At 66.9% G+C, this 15,066-nt stretch carries 13 protein-coding genes; 7 read left to right on the top strand and 6 right to left on the bottom strand.

Annotated elements, in window-relative coordinates; genetic code table 11:
- Positions 1-37: 37 nt before the first annotated feature.
- The gene (locus ASC66_RS08795) at positions 38-619 is read right to left on the bottom strand and encodes a M15 family metallopeptidase (RefSeq protein WP_055837759.1); all 582 of its coding nucleotides are present in this window, start codon (positions 617-619) and stop codon (positions 38-40) included.
- Positions 620-754: 135 nt separating this feature from the next.
- On the opposite strand from ASC66_RS08795, the gene ASC66_RS08790 reads away from it, so the two are divergent.
- On the top strand, positions 755-1,162 hold the full coding sequence (locus tag ASC66_RS08790) for a pyridoxamine 5'-phosphate oxidase family protein (RefSeq protein ID WP_055837758.1): 408 nt from the start codon (positions 755-757) through the stop codon (positions 1,160-1,162).
- A gap of 46 nt (positions 1,163-1,208) precedes the next feature.
- Positions 1,209-2,243, top strand: a complete 1,035-nt coding sequence (locus ASC66_RS08785) for a sensor domain-containing diguanylate cyclase (RefSeq protein ID WP_055837755.1) — start codon at positions 1,209-1,211, stop codon at positions 2,241-2,243.
- Positions 2,244-2,293: 50 nt separating this feature from the next.
- Here ASC66_RS08785 and ASC66_RS08780 read toward each other — a convergent pair whose 3' ends face one another.
- Together ASC66_RS08780 and ASC66_RS08775 are read right to left on the bottom strand one after the other, a co-directional pair.
- Positions 2,294-3,727, bottom strand: a complete 1,434-nt coding sequence (locus tag ASC66_RS08780) for a DUF2252 domain-containing protein (RefSeq protein ID WP_055837752.1) — start codon at positions 3,725-3,727, stop codon at positions 2,294-2,296.
- Between the two features lie 17 nt (positions 3,728-3,744).
- Positions 3,745-4,116, bottom strand: a complete 372-nt coding sequence (locus tag ASC66_RS08775) for an SHOCT domain-containing protein (protein ID WP_157509714.1) — start codon at positions 4,114-4,116, stop codon at positions 3,745-3,747.
- Positions 4,117-4,293: 177 nt separating this feature from the next.
- Between ASC66_RS08775 and ASC66_RS08770 the strand changes: the two genes are divergently transcribed.
- Genes ASC66_RS08770 through ASC66_RS08760 form a run of 3 tightly spaced genes read left to right on the top strand, consistent with a single transcriptional unit; the run spans position 4,294 to position 7,526 of the window.
- A complete protein-coding gene (locus tag ASC66_RS08770) occupies positions 4,294-5,904 on the top strand; it encodes an MFS transporter (protein WP_055837746.1) in 1,611 nt (536 codons plus the stop codon).
- The gene (locus ASC66_RS08765) at positions 5,901-6,431 is read left to right on the top strand and encodes a hypothetical protein (RefSeq protein ID WP_055837744.1); all 531 of its coding nucleotides are present in this window, start codon (positions 5,901-5,903) and stop codon (positions 6,429-6,431) included. The genes ASC66_RS08770 and ASC66_RS08765 overlap by 4 nt, the downstream gene beginning before the upstream one ends.
- A gap of 36 nt (positions 6,432-6,467) precedes the next feature.
- Positions 6,468-7,526, top strand: coding sequence for a DUF998 domain-containing protein (locus ASC66_RS08760; RefSeq protein ID WP_055837742.1), 1,059 nt, complete (start codon positions 6,468-6,470; stop codon positions 7,524-7,526).
- On the opposite strand, the gene ASC66_RS08755 is transcribed toward ASC66_RS08760, so the two are convergent.
- The 3 genes from ASC66_RS08755 to ASC66_RS08745 form a co-directional block, all read right to left on the bottom strand.
- Positions 7,516-9,387 carry an alkyl/aryl-sulfatase gene (locus ASC66_RS08755; protein ID WP_055837739.1) on the bottom strand — a complete coding sequence of 624 codons (1,872 nt, stop codon included), beginning with the start codon at positions 9,385-9,387 and terminating at the stop codon, positions 7,516-7,518. The genes ASC66_RS08760 and ASC66_RS08755 overlap by 11 nt on opposite strands.
- Before the next feature lie 63 nt (positions 9,388-9,450).
- Entirely contained in the window at positions 9,451-11,844 is a 2,394-nt protein-coding gene (locus tag ASC66_RS08750) for an arylsulfatase (protein ID WP_082492176.1), read from the bottom strand.
- Between the two features lie 90 nt (positions 11,845-11,934).
- Positions 11,935-12,852 (bottom strand): DMT family transporter, encoded by a 918-nt coding sequence (locus ASC66_RS08745; protein WP_055837735.1) that lies wholly within the window; start codon positions 12,850-12,852, stop codon positions 11,935-11,937.
- A gap of 39 nt (positions 12,853-12,891) precedes the next feature.
- Between ASC66_RS08745 and ASC66_RS08740 the strand changes: the two genes are divergently transcribed.
- Positions 12,892-13,407, top strand: coding sequence for a MarR family winged helix-turn-helix transcriptional regulator (locus ASC66_RS08740; protein ID WP_055837732.1), 516 nt, complete (start codon positions 12,892-12,894; stop codon positions 13,405-13,407).
- Positions 13,408-13,455: 48 nt separating this feature from the next.
- A complete protein-coding gene (gene argG / locus ASC66_RS08735; protein WP_055837730.1) occupies positions 13,456-14,895 on the top strand; it encodes an argininosuccinate synthase in 1,440 nt (479 codons plus the stop codon).
- The last annotated feature ends 171 nt before the right edge of the window (positions 14,896-15,066 follow it).

Genomic DNA, 15,066 nt, shown 5'->3' with positions numbered 1-15,066 from the left:
CTCACCGCACGGCCCTCACCGCGCAGCCCTCACCAACTCAGCCGGCCGAGGCGTCACTGAGCGGCGCCGGGCACGTCTCGCCCGGGCGCACGGCCAGCTCGAAGTGCCACATCTCGTTGCCGTATGTCTGGCACAGCCCATAGTCGTTGCCGTGCTGACTCAGCCAGCTGTCGGCATCCGTCGGCCCGATGTCGACGGCGAGCCCCTTCACGTGGGTCGACTCCTCCGGCGTCTTCACCCACTTGCGCGCCTCCTCCTCGCTGAGATAGTTGCGAATCGCGTTGTCGAGGAGCAACTGCTGGTAGCGCTCACTGCGCCAGCCGTCTGTCACGAACATCTCGACCCCGTCGGCGGCAGCGTCGGCGGCGGCCCGCTGCAGCGCAGTCCTCAGATCGAGGTCGAGATTGGCGATGGTCGGCAGATCGTCGGCGTTCGGTGAGACGCTCTCCCCGTCCGGGATGTAGCCGTCGTCATCGCCGAGATCCGCTTCGCTCGCCGCAGCGGGGGCCGGTGTCGATCCATCGGGTACGAAGCCGCAGCCGCCGAGCGTGAGCGCGATGAGTGAGACGGCGAGCGCGGATGCGGCAGCACGCAGTGTGCGCGGGAGGGGCTGAGGCATTGTTTCTCTTCCTGTTGCGAGGCGCCATGAACGATGGCAGGCACCCAGCCCAGCAGCCGCCGTGTTGCGTGAGCGTATGGTGATCACCCGGTCGGCCGGTGCGCGTGTGAGCCTCGCCTGCGAAACAATGGGGACATGACGATTCAGCTGAGTGACACCGCCGCACTGTTCGTGAGCGAACGCCACATGGGCATACTGTCGACCCTCGGACATCGCGGCGGCATCCACTCCGTCCCCGTCGGGTTCACCGTGGAAGACGGCATCCTGCGCATCATCACCTCTGACGGGACGCAGAAGGTGCGCAACGTCGAGCGCGGCGGCACGGCGACGGTCGCCCAGGTGCACGAGGGGCGATGGATCTCGTTCGCCGGACCGGCGACGATCAACCGAGACGCGGATGCCGTCGCGCACGCGGTCGCGCTCTACGCGGTCCGCTACCGACAGCCGCGAGTGAACCCGATCCGTGTCGTCATCGAGATCGCCATCGACAAGGTCATGAGCTCCGCCGACCTCGTCGTGGCTGCCGACCGCTCCGCCGCGTGACGGCGCGCTGTCGCCCATGCCGGGCAATCGTCGCCAGAATGGGGTGATGGACGCCGTGCTTGACCAACTCACCCGCACCGTTACCGCTGCGAAGACGCTCGAGGACCTGGCCCGCCCGATGCTCGAGATGCTTGAGGCGGTCACCGGTCTCGAGTCGACCTATCTGACGACGGTCGACCTCGACCGGGGAGTGCAGAACATCCTGTTCTCGCGCAACGTCAGCGAGCTGCAGATCTCCGAGGGACTCACGGTGCCGTGGGCGGACACGCTGTGCAAGCGAGCGCTCGATGAGAGCCACTTCTACACCTCGGACGTGCCTGTGCGATGGGCCGACTCCGAGGCGGCTGCCGCATTGAACATCCACACGTACGTCAGCATGCCGATCGAGACCGAGACGGGTGGTCTGTACGGAACGCTCTGTGCGGCCAGTTCGGCGTCGCTGCCCCTGAAGCCGCAATCGCAGACCGTGCTCGAACTCTTCGCGAAGCTGATCGCGCAGCAGGTCGAGCGCGAGCTGTTGTTCCAGAGCCTGCAACAAGCGAACAGCGAGCTGGCCTCTCACGCCTCGACGGATGCACTCACCGGTTTGCCGAATCGGCGGATGCTCCTGGGCGAACTGCGCCGTGCGTTGGCCCGCGGTGCCCGCGACGAGCGCGGCGTCATCGTCGCCTTCATCGACCTCGACGGCTTCAAAGCCGTCAACGACGCCTACGGCCACGATGTCGGCGATGAATTCCTCTTCGCCATCGCTCGCCGCCTCGGATCAGCGGTGCGGCAGGGCGACGTGCTGGCCAGACTCGGCGGTGACGAGTTCGTCGTGATCGGTGACGGGCCGGAGAGCGACGGCGCACGGGGCACGGCGGATGCCGCCGAGGCGCTGCGCTCGCGGCTGGCCGAGTGCACGATGGGGCGTTTCGAGCTCAGCGCCGGAGCCATCGACTATGCGGGTGCCAGCGTCGGCGTCGTGGTCGTCGACGCGCAGAGCACGACGGCAGAGTCTGCTCTCCGGCAGGCCGATGAGGCGATGTACGTGGTCAAGCGCGCACGCAGGGCTCTGCGCCCCGCGGTCCCCATGCTCTGAGCAGTCTGGATTCTCTGAGCCGTCTGGACTCTCTGAGCAGTCTGGCGTCGTCAGAGTCCGGAGATCGCGCTCAGCCTGCCGGACTCGACGGCCGCCTGGAACGCCGCGTAGTCGCGGTTGTTCTGTTCGGCGTAGGCGCTCGCGAAGTCGGCGATGGCCCGGTCGAACACGTCCGTGCCGCCGAGGTAGGCGGCGATCGCGACGCGGTCGCCCGCGCGGGCGTGCGCCCTGGCCAACGTCTCGCCGCAGAGGTGGGCGTAGAGCAGGAGCCCGGTCGGGTTCATGCTCTCGATGTCGGCCGAACCCTTCCAGTCGTGCATCTGGCGCACGTAGAAGTCCCGGTTCTCGCCGTCAAGGCCCTCCACCCGCTGCCAGCCGAGGAAGATGTCGCTCGCCGCCTGCATCATGCGCTGACCGCGCACGACCCGTTCGCCCTGATGGTCGTACTCGCTGGCCGGCAGGAAGCGCTCAAGCACAGATCGTTGCGCCTCCTTTGCCTGAAGCAGCAGGAGGTCCTCGTCGTTGCGGCCGCGCAGCAGCAGGATCCACGCTCGCGTGCCGACGCTGCCGACACCGACGACCTTGCGCGCCATGTGCACGTACTCGTACTCGTGGGCGGGGTGGTGCGGGTTGTTCAGCGTCTCCATGTAGGCGGAGATCAGCTCGCGCATCTGCTCCACCTCCTGATCGCGAGTGCGCCCCTCCGGCGCGAGCTCGCCGACGGGCACGATGAGCGGGGGAAAAGAGAGGATCCGCAGCTCGCCGTCGACGACGCCGACCAGCTTCTTGGTGGCACGCGCGCTGTCGCGGGTGCGCGCCTTCGCGAAGACCTCCGTCGTGCGCTTGACCTGCTTCTTCTCCGCCCGACCTTCTGCCTGCTCGTTCTGCAACCAGGCCAGAGCATCGTCGGCGTTCAACCGGTCGTACCAGGAACGGAGCACGGGGGAGTCTGCGGCCTGCCGCATCCGTTCGCGATAGGAACGGGTCAGAGCCAGCACACTCTCGCGCCTCTCGGCTTCGGTGAAGCCGCGGTGTTGCCCCGCCACCTCGAAGCTCGCGGCCAGGCGTTTGAGGTCCCACTCCCACGGTCCGGGCAGGGTCTCATCGAAGTCGTTGATGTCGAACAGCAGAGAACGCTCCGGAGTGCCGAACACCCCGAAGTTCGACAGGTGCGCATCGCCGCAGAGCTGCACGGTGAGCCCGGAGTCCGGTGTTCCCGCAAGGTCGGATGCCATGAGCAGCGCCGCGCCGCGGTAGAAGGTGAACGGCGACACCAGCATCCGCCCATAGCGGATGGGCACGAGCTCGGGCGCCCGGCTGAGCGCCTGTTCCTCAAGGAGGGAGACGGGGTCCGGCCGGTCGGATGCCGCAGCCCACTCAGACGCGCCGGAGCGCGGCGAGCGGCGGCGGGCGTCACGCCCGGCCGCCGCGCGCAACCGAAATGCTTCGCTGATGCCGCTTGCTGCGGCGCCCGACTCGGCCATCGTCCCGGCCCCGTCTCTTAGAACTCGCCCAGGGCTTTCGCCTTGAGAGCGTCGTACTCGCGTTGGTTGATGGTGCCGGCATCCAATAGCGTCTTGGCCTGTGCGATATCGGCAGCCGGTGTCGTCGATGGAGCCGGCTTGGAGTAGTCCTCCGGCACGATGCCGGCGCCGCGGCCGGCCCGCTCGTTCATCGACCGACCGCGCGCGATCAGGTAGACGAGCGCGGTGAGGAATGGCACGAAGATCAGGAAGATGATCCAGATGGCCTTGAACCATCCGCTGAGAGTGTGGTCTCGGAACAGATCGCTGAGGATCCAGAACAGGATCATCAGGTAGGACACCAGCACCCATGTCCAGAAGAAGAAACCGACAACGTCCCAGAAATTCATAGTTGTGACCATTCTTTCGGGGCACACCCCCACGGTTGCGCCAGTGGCTCAGACTGTACCCCTGTGCTTTTGCCGAGCGCTACCCCGCGTGTCCGTTGCGCCGCACGCGAATTCGGGTCAATACTGAGCCTGCGGCATCAGGAACCGCCCGAGCCGTCAGAGAGAGTCGGCCGCTGCATGAAGAAATGGCTTGTCGTCATCATCCTCGGCTCTGCCCAGTTCGTCATGGTGCTCGACGGCACGGTCATGAACGTGTCGATCTCGACGGTCGTGGCCGATCTGGACACGACCGTGGCCGCCATGCAGGCAGCCATCACCTTCTACACACTGACCATGGCCTCGATGATGCTGCTCGGGGCGAAGCTCGGTGACGTCTGGGGCAGGCGCAGGGCCTTCGTGATCGGATCGATCGTCTACGCGATCGGCTCGCTCACCACGGCGCTCAGCCCGAATGTGCAGACCCTCTTCCTCGGCTGGTCGATCATCGAGGGGCTCGGCGCCGTGCTGGTGATCCCGGCCATCGCCGCGCTCATCGCCGACAACTACACCGGCCGCGACCGGATAACCGCCTATGCGGTGATCGGTGCCGTCTCCGGTGCCGCTGTGGCCGCCGGGCCGCTGATCGGCGGCTTCATCACCACCTATTTGAACTGGCGCTACGTCTTCGTGGGTGAGGTCGTGATCATGGCCGTCGTCGTGCTCTGCGCGCGGATGGTCACCGACTCCACGCCACCGCAGAAGGTGCGCATCGACGTGCCGAGCGTGCTGCTGTCCGCGTTCGGACTCGTCTTCGTCGTGTTCGGGATGCTGCAGAGCAAGACCTGGGGCTGGATCACGCCCCTGCACTCCCCGGAGATCGGCGGGGTCGAGATCGCACCGCTCGGCATCTCGCTCACGGCGTGGCTGATCCTCGTCGGCGCCGTGCTGCTCTACGTTTTCGTGCGCAGGCAGAAGGCGCTCGTGGCGGCCGGCCGCCCCCCGCTCGTGCACGTGGAGATGTTCCGGATCACGCAGCTCCGGAGCGGGCTCAGTGTGCTCGGAGCGCAGTACGCCATCACGGCCGGCCTCTTCTTCATGGTGCCGGTCTATCTGCAGATGACGCTGGGGCTCGACGCGCTCCAGACGGGCATCAAGATCTTCCCGCTCTCGGTCTCGCTCATCCTGTTCTCGATCATCGGCACTCGACTCTCGGCCATCTGGTCGCCGCGCCGCATCGTGCAGTGGGGGCAATTCGTGCTCGTCGCGAGTGCGGTGGTGCTCCTGGCATCCGTCGACATCGAGTTGAAGAGCTGGATCTTCGCCATCGGCATGTTCTGTGCAGGCGCCGCGCTCGGCCTCCTCGCATCACAGCTCGGCAACGTGAACATGTCTTCCGTCAGCGGCAAGGAGTCAAGCGAGGTCGGCGGCCTGCAGGGCGTGTTCCAGAACCTCGGCTCCTCGCTCGGCACCGCGCTGATCGGGTCGGTGCTGATCGGGGCGCTGGCCACCTCCTTCGCCGGAGGCGTTGCGGCCAGCACACTGCCTGAGGATGTGAAGGGCTCGGTCGCCGAGCTCACCGCCGGCGGCGTTGACATCGTTCCGGCCAGCAGTGTCGCCGGCATCGCCGAGGACGCCGGGCTGAGCGCCGCGGATGCCGCGACGCTCACAACGGTCTACGCCGAGTCGCAGATCAGCTCGCTGCGCACCGCCTTCTTCGCGCTCATCGCGATCGCGGCATTCGCGCTAGTGTTCTCCCGCGGCATCCCGGCCGAGATCGCCGGGCGCACCAAGGAGGAACACGCACCATGAACGAGCACACGCCCGAGCCACCGGAGAGTGACGCCGACCTGGTGACGCGCGTGCGCACGGGCTTCGTCACCGAGGAGTCGGTCTACGGCATCGTCTTGGTCAGCGGCATGATCGTCGTCGCCGGCAGCTACGGCGCCAGTTCGATGCAGACCTTTCTGAGCGTCGTCGGCACCGTCGCGGTGTTCTGGGCCGCTCATGTCTACGCAGGGACCGTCGCGGGCCACGGCGTCATCGAGGGGGATGACACCACCCTGGCGGTCGCATTCCACCGCTCCGTGCGCCGCTCGATCGGCTTCCTGCTCTCCGCATTGCTGCCGTGCTTCGTCCTGCTGCTCGGCGCGCTCGAGGCGATTCCGGATTCGGTGGCGATGTGGACGGCGCTCTGGCTGGGCGTCGTGATCCTCGCCGTGCTCGGCTACAGCGCCTTCGCGGTGCGAGGCAGCTCCTGGCCGGTCCGCATCGCCGGGGCGCTCGGCACCGCGGCGTTCGGTTTCGCCATGATCGCACTGAAGGCGCTCATCCACTAGCCAACCCCAAACCGTCGGAGCAGAGAGGTGGCCGCAATGAGTCAGTCCAGTTCGATCGTGAGTGTGCTCCGGCATCCTGCCGAGAGCAGGGAATCGGTGGAGTCGGTTGCGTTGATACTCGGTGCCGCCGTCTTCGTGGTGAGCACGATCACCGGGCTTCTCGTATTCTGGGGCAGCTCGGCGCCGATCTCCGGCCCGGGCTCGCTCGGCCAGTTCGTGGCGATCAGCTCCGCCATCGCCGCGGCGATCGTGGTGGTCTGGGCCAGAAGCCTCCGACGCGCGCGCGGCGTGGGGGAGGGCGCCGGTCCGCGGCTGCACTGGTTCGATGTCGCGGCGATCGCGCTCGCACACGCCGTCATCGCTTTGCTCGCCTGGATCGCGATCGCCGACGTCTTGGCGCGGAGCTTCGTCGACGCGCTCGTCTTCCCATTCTCGGCCGCGCTGCTCGCCGGGGTGGCGACGGCTGTCACCGCCTACGTCGTGTTCCTCTCGGCGATGAATCTCACTCCGATCCTGCTGTCGCTGGTGCTCGCGGTGTTCCTGCTCGTCGGAGCCGTGACGAGCATGCTCAGCGCGTCCGATCCATACTGGTGGCAGAAGAATCTCAGCACCCTCGGCATGACGGATGACCTCTCCGGGAACGCATTCAACCTCACCCTGATCATCGCCGGTGTGCTCGTGACGACGATTGCGAACTACGCGACGGTCTCGTTGCCCGCCGGCACAGAAACGGAGCGGCGTCACCGCCGTTTCGTGCGCGTCTCGCTGATCCTGATCGGGATCATGCTCGGCTGCGTCGGGCTGTTCTCGCTGGACGTGTCGCTGGCGCTGCACAATCTCTCGGCGACGGGCATGGCCATCGTCTACACGATCCTGGTTGTGCGGCTGCGCACACTGATCCCGACCACGCCGACGGTGTTCATCTGGCTGGGGTACGTCTTCGTCGCCGTGATCGGGATACTCGTGGTGTTCTTTGTGACCGGGTACTACAACCTCACCGCGGTCGAGCTGATTCTGGCCGTGCTCGTGTTCAGTTGGCTCATCGTGTTCATGCGCAACCAGGGAACGAGCACGGCCAGTCCGACTACGGAGTGACGATGTTGAAGGCGGGGTCCCCGCTCTGCAGCACGCCGAGCAGCTGCGGCAGCACGGCCGCGTCGCCGCTGGTCTCGACCCCGGGGGAGTCGGCATCACCGGCGAGCAGAGCCAACAGGCGTGCCTTGCTGAGCGACACGGTCACCGCGGCATCCGGGTCCAGCGCCTTCTTCCTGCTGATGAGCACGCCGTTCCGAAGCGCAACGCGGTAGTTGGCATCGAGGTCGGTGAAGGTGACGTTAATGCGGAGGTCGAGGTCCCACGCCTTCGGGCCGTCAACCGAGATGGCCAACGAGTCGAAGAGCTGCTCGGCGGTGAGCTGGGCGACGATCGCCGGTGCGCTCGTGGCAGTCGGCGTGCCGAAGTTGCCCTCGCGCAGCTCGGTGGCGCCGGAGAGGAAGAAGTTGCGCCACGTACCGTTCTCGGCGCCGTAGCCGAGCTGTTCGAGGGTATCGGCGTACAGCGCGCGGGCGCCGGAGTGCTCGGCATCGGCGAACACCGCGTGGTCGAGCAGCGTCGCGGCCCAGCGCAGATCACCCTCGTCGAACGCCGTCTGGGCGAGTTCGACGACGCGGTCAATCCCGCCGAGTGCCTTCACGTAGCGTTCGGCCTGTGCGGCCGGCGGGTGCGGCCAGAGCCTGGCCGGGTTGCCGTCGAACCAGCCCATGTAGCGCTGGTAGATCGCCTTGACGTTGTGGCTGATCGATCCGTAGTAGCCGTGGGTGTTCCACGCGGAGGTGAGGGCCGGCGGCAGCTCGATCATCTCGGCGATCTCGGCCCCCGTGTATCCCTGATTGAGCAGACGCAGCGTCTGATCGTGCAGATAGGCGTAGAGGTCGCGCTGGGTGGAGAGGAATCCAATGATCCTTTCCTTGCCCCAGGTCGGCCAGTGGTGCGAGGCGAATACGGCATCCGTCTTGTCGCCATAACGGTCGATCGCCTCGGTCAGGTAGCTCGACCACACGTGCGGGTCGCGCACCAGTGCACCGCGCAGGGTGAGCAGGTTGTGCAGCGTGTGCGTGGCGTTCTCCGCCATGCAGAGCGCGCGGCGAGCGGGGAAGTAGAAGTGCATCTCGGACGGCGCCTCGGTTCCGGGCGCCATCTGGAACTCGATCTCCACCCCGTCGATGGTGTGGGTTTCCCCCGTCGTGCTGATCTCCAGTGTGGGCACGATGAGGCCGACCTCGCCGGAGGACGTCGTCTGGCCGAGTCCGGCGCCGACGGCCCCCTTCGGGCCGCGGGCGAGCACGGCGCCGTACATGTAGCCTGCCCGACGCGCCATCGCGGTTCCGGCGTAGACGTTCTCCTCCACGGCGTGGTGCACGAAGCCGACCGGGGCGATCACCTGCACGCGTCCGGCATCCACATCTGCCTGTGATGTGACGCCGAAGATGCCGCCGAAGTGGTCTACGTGGCTGTGCGAGAAGATGACGGCGACGACGGGGCGCTCGCCGCGGTGCGCGCGGTAGAGCCCGAGGGCGGCCGCGGCCGTCTCGCTCGAGATCAGCGGGTCGATCACGATCACCCCTGTCTCGCCCTCGACGAAGGTGATGTTGGAGAGGTCGAGGCCGCGCACCTGGTAGATGCCCTCGACGACCTCGAACAGGCCCTGTTTGGCGACGAGCTGGGATTGCCGCCACAGGCTGGGGTTGACGGAGGTCGGAGCCTCGCCGTCGAGGAAGTCGTAGCGGTCGTTGTCCCACACAGTGTGCCCGTCGGATGCGAGCACGATGCCGGGCTCGAGCTTGGCGATGAAACCGCGCTCGGCGTCGTCGAAATCGGCCGTGTCGTCGAACGGCATCGAGTCGAGCACGGAGCGGTGTGCCGCTTCGATGCTGGGAATGACGTTCTTGTTCTGCATGTCCTGTCCCTTGTTCAGAGCTGAAAAACGGCCGCCACCCGGAGCGGGCGGCGGCCGGTGAGGTTATTGCTTGAGCATTGCGACGCGCATCTTGTGCTCGTCGTCGATGAGGTGCGAGTGGTCGTCGTCACCGAGCTCGATCAGTACCCAGTCGAGCTCGCCGCTGAATTCGTTGCCGGTTGCGCTGTAGTCGGTCGATACCGGTGACGCCAAGTCGACGCCGACATCCGTCGTCTCATCGAAGGTGAACTGGTACGGGATCGTCTTCTCGATGCGGCCCTCGCCGATCTGCGCGCCGTCGGCGAAGAGGGTGACGGTCCCGCCCTTGGCGACACCGCCGCCGTCGTAGGCGAAGTGGGCCTTCAACTCGGTGGTGCCGGCCGGCACGGTCGAATCCGAGTGGATCCGGTCGATGGTGATGCCCAGTAGGTTGTACGCGAACGCGAGTTTGCCGTCGACGCCGTAGAACGACCAGCCGCCGTAGGCTCCGCCCTGGGCGATGACCACCCCATTCGCACCGTCCTCGGGCACGAGGACCTTCGCCGACACCGTGAACGACTTGTTCTTGATGTTGATTGCCGAATTCTCGCTGAGCCGCCGCATTCCGCGGTAGAACTTCTGACTGCTGGCGGTGATGAGCGCTGGTCGTCCGGCGATGTCGGGGTTCATGCGCTCGGCCGAGCGGATGTCGAGTGGCAGAACGTTGAACCGGGCCGCCTGGATCAGGAACAGGCGCTGCAGGTGCGCGAGTCGCTCCGGCTCCTGCTCGGCGAGGTTGTTCGACTGCGTCCAGTCCTCGTCGACGTTGTAGAGCTCCCACACGTCCTCGTCAAGGCCGTGGCTGGATCCGAGCCACGGGTCCTTGTGCTTGGCGACGGCGGTCCAGCCCTTGTGGAAGATCGCCCGGTTGCCCAGCATCTCGAAGTACTGCGTGGTGTGGCGCTCTTCGGCATCCGCATCACCGAAGGTGTAGTTCATCGCGGTGCCCTCATATGGCCGCTGCGTCACACCGTGGACGGTGCTCGGTTCCGGGATGCCTGCCGCTTCGAGCACGGTCGGCGCGACGTCGATGACGTGGCTGAACTGGTTGCGGATGCCGCCCTGCTCAACGCCGCCGTTCGGCCAGCTGACGATCGTGCCGTTGCGGGTGCCGCCCCAGTGGCTGGCGACCTGCTTCGTCCACTGGTACGGGGTGTCCATGGCGTGCGCCCAGCCCACCGCGTAGTGGTTGTACGAGCTCGGGGTGCCGAGGTCGTCGATGTGCGCCGCGACGTATTCCTCGCTCTCGATCTCGTTCATGTGGTTGATCGTGAAGCCCTCGTTGGTCGTGCCGTGCATAGAGCCTTCAGCCGACGCGCCGTTGTCACCGATGATCACGTAGACGAGGGTGTCGTCGAGGATCCCGAGCTCCTCGTACGCGTCGAGCAGCTCACCGACGTAGTGGTCGGTATAGGCGAGGAAGCCGGCGTACACCTCCATCTGCCGCGCGAGGGCCGGCTTGATGATGTCGCTCATCTCGTCCCACGACGGGATGCCGGGGCTGCGCTCGGTGAGCACCGAATCGGCGGCGATGACGCCCTGCTCGAGCTGGCGGGCGAACGTCTCTTTGCGCACCTCGTCCCAGCCCTGGTCGAACTGGCCCGTGTACTTGTCTGCCCACTCCGTCGGAACGTGGTGCGGTGCGTGGGTCGCCCCGGGGGCGAAGTAGGTGAAGAAGGGCTTGTCCGGCGCCAGCGCCTTCTGCTGGCGGGTCCAGTCGATGGCCTTGTCGGTCATGTCGGCCATGAAGTGGTAGCCCTGTTCCGGCGTGCCCCACGGCTCCACGGGGGAGGTGTTCTCGTAGATCGCGGGGTACCACTGGTTCGTCTCGCCGCCGAGGAAGCCGTAGAAGTACTCGAAGCCGTTGCCGGGGTGCGGCCAGTGGTCGAACGGGCCGACCGGGCTTGCCTCCCAGACGGGCACCTCGTGGCACTTGCCGAACTGGCTCGTGTTGTAGCCGTTCAGTTTGAGCGTCTCCGCCAGCGGCGCGCAGTTGTTCGGGCGCACGGAGCTGTAGCCGGGGGCACTGGTGGCGATCTCGGTGATGCCGCCCATGCCCACCGTGTGGTGGTTGCGCCCGGAGAGCAGGGCCGCCCGCGTCGGGGAGCAGAGCGCGGTCGTGTGGAACCGGGTGTACTTGAGGCCGCGTGCGGCGACGCGCTCGAAGTTGGGCGTCTGCACCGGTCCGCCGAAGGCGCTCGATGCGCCGAAGCCGGTGTCATCGATCAGGATCACGAGCACATTCGGTGCGCCATCCGGGGGGAGGAGCCGGGTGATCGGCGGGTAGTGCGTATCCGGATCGGTCGCGTCGTATGTGACGGTTCCCGTGTACGCCAGATCGGGGATCGGCAGCGCCCCCCGCTGCCGTTCAGGGCCCTGAACAGGCTCCCGCTGACCGTTTCCCGATACTCCGACCATCAATTTCCCCGCTTCGCTCGTCAACTGATCACAGCGCGGCCCCTTCGGGTGGAGACGCCGGTGGCGAGCGGACGTGCCCCTCAACCACCGTCACTCGCAGTCTATGGGGGCCGCCCTCGGGAGCAACAGGTTCGGTTTCGTCGCCGGTCGGCGCGAGGGCGTCCGACCCGCGCGCTGGCCGAGCATGATCCCGGCGAGGGTGAGCAGGACGCCGATGGCTTGCTGCGGCGTGAAGCTCTCGCCCGCGATGGCGAGGCCGAGGAGCACCCCGGTGATCGGGTTCAGAAGCCCGATCAGGCCGACCGTTCCGGCATCCAGATGCTTGAGTCCGGTGAACCACGCGACGTAGGCGAGCGCCGTCGCGATGATCGACACGTAGGCGAATGCAAGCAGTTGTGTCGTGTCCAGTGCCGGCGGGGCGCCCTCGACGATCACCGCGAGCGGAATGAGGCTGAGCGCCCCGGCGATCAGCTGCCAGGAGGCCATCGAGAGCACATCGACGCCGCGCCCCCAGCGTTTGGTGAGCACATAGCCGATCGATGACATCACCATCGCCGCGAGCGACGCCAGGACGCCGAGGATGTTGACCGCGCCGGCGCCGGAGAACAGCATCGCGGCGACGCCGACGATGCCGAGCCCGGCGCCCAGCAGCGACAGCCACCGCGGGCGCTCGCCGATGAGCGGCCAGGCCAGCAGCATCATCACGAGCGGGCCGGTCGCCATGATCGTTGCGGCGACACTTGTCGGCAGCAGCTGGGCTGCAACGTAGACGAGTGCGAGGAATGCGCCCATGTTGAGTGATCCGAGCACGAGCGACTTGAGCCACCACGAGCCCCGTGGGAGTCGTGGGCGGAGCGCGAACAGCAGCAAACCGGCCGGCAGCGCCCGGATCGCCGCGCCCCAGAGCGGGGTATCGGCGGGCAGGAACTGCTGGGTCACGAAGTACGTCGTGCCCCAGCTGATCGGCGCGATCGTCGTGAGGAGCACATATCGCCATTTATCTTCCATGGAAACTACTATAGTTGCCGCGGAAGATAACATGGCGGGATGTCGCAAAACTCCCATGACCTCCCGCTCGACCGCGTCGCGCGCATCCAGGCGGAGTGGCGGCGCGAGCGCCCGGACGTCGACCCGTCGCCGCAGGGCGTCATCGGGCGGATGCACCGCATCAGCGACTACCTGCGCGAATCCATCGTCGAGGTGTACCGGCGGCATGGACTCGGCGAGGGGGAGTTCGATGTGCTCGCAACGCTGCGCCGCGCGGGGGAACCGTTCGAGCGTGCTGCGGGGGAGCTGGCCGATCACACCATGGTCACCTCTGGCGGCCTCACGAAGCGTGTCGATCGGCTCGAGAAGCGCGGACTCGTCACGCGTCGGGTGAGCGAAATGGACGCCCGCGCCCGCGTTGTCGCACTCACCCCGGCCGGGCGCGAACTCGTCGACCGGGTGTTCACGGAGCACATGGAGAACGAGCACCGGCTGCTCGGCGTGCTGGACGCCGCCGATGTCGCGAGCATCGAGGGCGTGCTGACGCGTTGGCTCGCGGTCGTCGATGAGGGCTGATGGCGGCCGATGTCAGTGGAAACGCCCGCGTGGAATAAGGTTTTAGCTATGTCTAAGGTGCTCAGCTCTCTTCCTGTCGGCGAACGCGTCGGCATCGCCTTCTCCGGTGGTCTCGATACCTCCGTCGCCGTCGCCTGGATGCGAGAGAAGGGTGCGGTGCCCTGCACCTACACCGCAGACATCGGCCAGCCCGACGAGCCGGACATCGACGCCGTCCCCGGGCGCGCGCTCGAGTACGGCGCAGAGATCGCCCGCCTCGTGGACGCCAAGGCGGCCCTGGTCGAGGAGGGCCTCGTCGCCCTGGCCTGTGGTGCGTTCCACATCCGCTCCGGCGGCAAGACCTACTTCAACACCACGCCGCTCGGCCGTGCCGTCACCGGGACCATGCTCGTGCGCGCCATGAAGGAGGACGGCGTCGACATCTGGGGCGACGGTTCCACCTACAAGGGCAACGACATCGAGCGCTTCTACCGCTATGGCCTGCTCGCCAACCCGCGCCTGCGCATCTACAAGCCCTGGCTCGACAGCACCTTCGTGCAGGAGCTCGGCGGCCGCACCGAGATGAGCGAGTGGCTCGTCGCCCGCGGCTACCCGTACCGCGACTCGGCCGAGAAGGCCTACTCGACCGACGCCAACATCTGGGGCGCGACGCACGAGGCGAAGCTGCTCGAGGAGCTCTCCAGCGGCATCGAGCTCGTCACCCCGATCATGGGCGTCGCCAGTTGGCGAGACGACGTCGAGATCGCCACCGAGGTCGTGTCCGTGCGCTTCGAGGCCGGCCGCCCGGTCGCCATCAACGGTGTCGAGTTCACCGACCCCGTCGCGCTCGTGCTCGAGGCGAACAAGATCGGTGGCCGTCACGGCCTCGGCATGTCTGACCAGATCGAGAACCGCATCATCGAGGCCAAGAGCCGCGGCATCTACGAGGCTCCCGGCATGGCGCTGCTGCACATCACCTACGAGCGCCTGCTCAACGCGATCCACAACGAAGACACCGTCGCCAACTACCACGAGCAGGGTCGCCGCCTCGGCCGCCTCATGTACGAGGGCCGCTGGCTCGACCCGCAGTCACTCATGCTGCGCGAGTCCATCCAGAAGTGGGTCGGATCCGCCGTCACCGGGGAGGTCACCGTCAAGCTCCGCCGCGGCGACGACTACACGATCCTCAACACCACGGGCCCGCACCTCAGCTACCACCCGGACAAGCTCTCGATGGAGCGCGTCGGCGACTCGGCCTTCGGACCGGACGACCGCATCGGCCAGCTCACCATGCGCAACCTCGACATCGCCGACTCGCGTTCGCGTCTCGAGCAGTACGCGTCGGCAGGCATCATCGGCGGAGCGACCGCCGAGCTCGTCGGTGAGCTCGAGCCCGGTGCCGCCAGCGAGATCCTCGAGGTCGGTCACCCGGACGCCGCGACCGACGCCCTGGAGCGCGCAACCGATGTGGCGTCAGAGGGCGCTGCCTTCGACTCCGGCACCGACTAGCCCCGGCACCGCGAAGGGAGGCCAGATTCGTCGGATCTGGCCTCCCTTTCTCGTTAAGCTCCGTGCTTCCTCGTCAAAGCCTGTGCATCCTCGTCAAACCCTGTGTTTCCTCGTCAAGCCCTGTGCAGAAGCAGAGTCGCGAGTTAGCCTCGAAGGAGCATCCCCGGTCGG

Source organism: Leifsonia sp. Root4, assembly GCF_001425085.1.
Taxonomy (GTDB): Bacteria; Actinomycetota; Actinomycetes; order Actinomycetales; family Microbacteriaceae; genus Microterricola.
The sequence above is the reverse complement of the archived record's forward strand: the minus strand, read 5'-3'. Positions and strand labels throughout refer to the sequence as shown.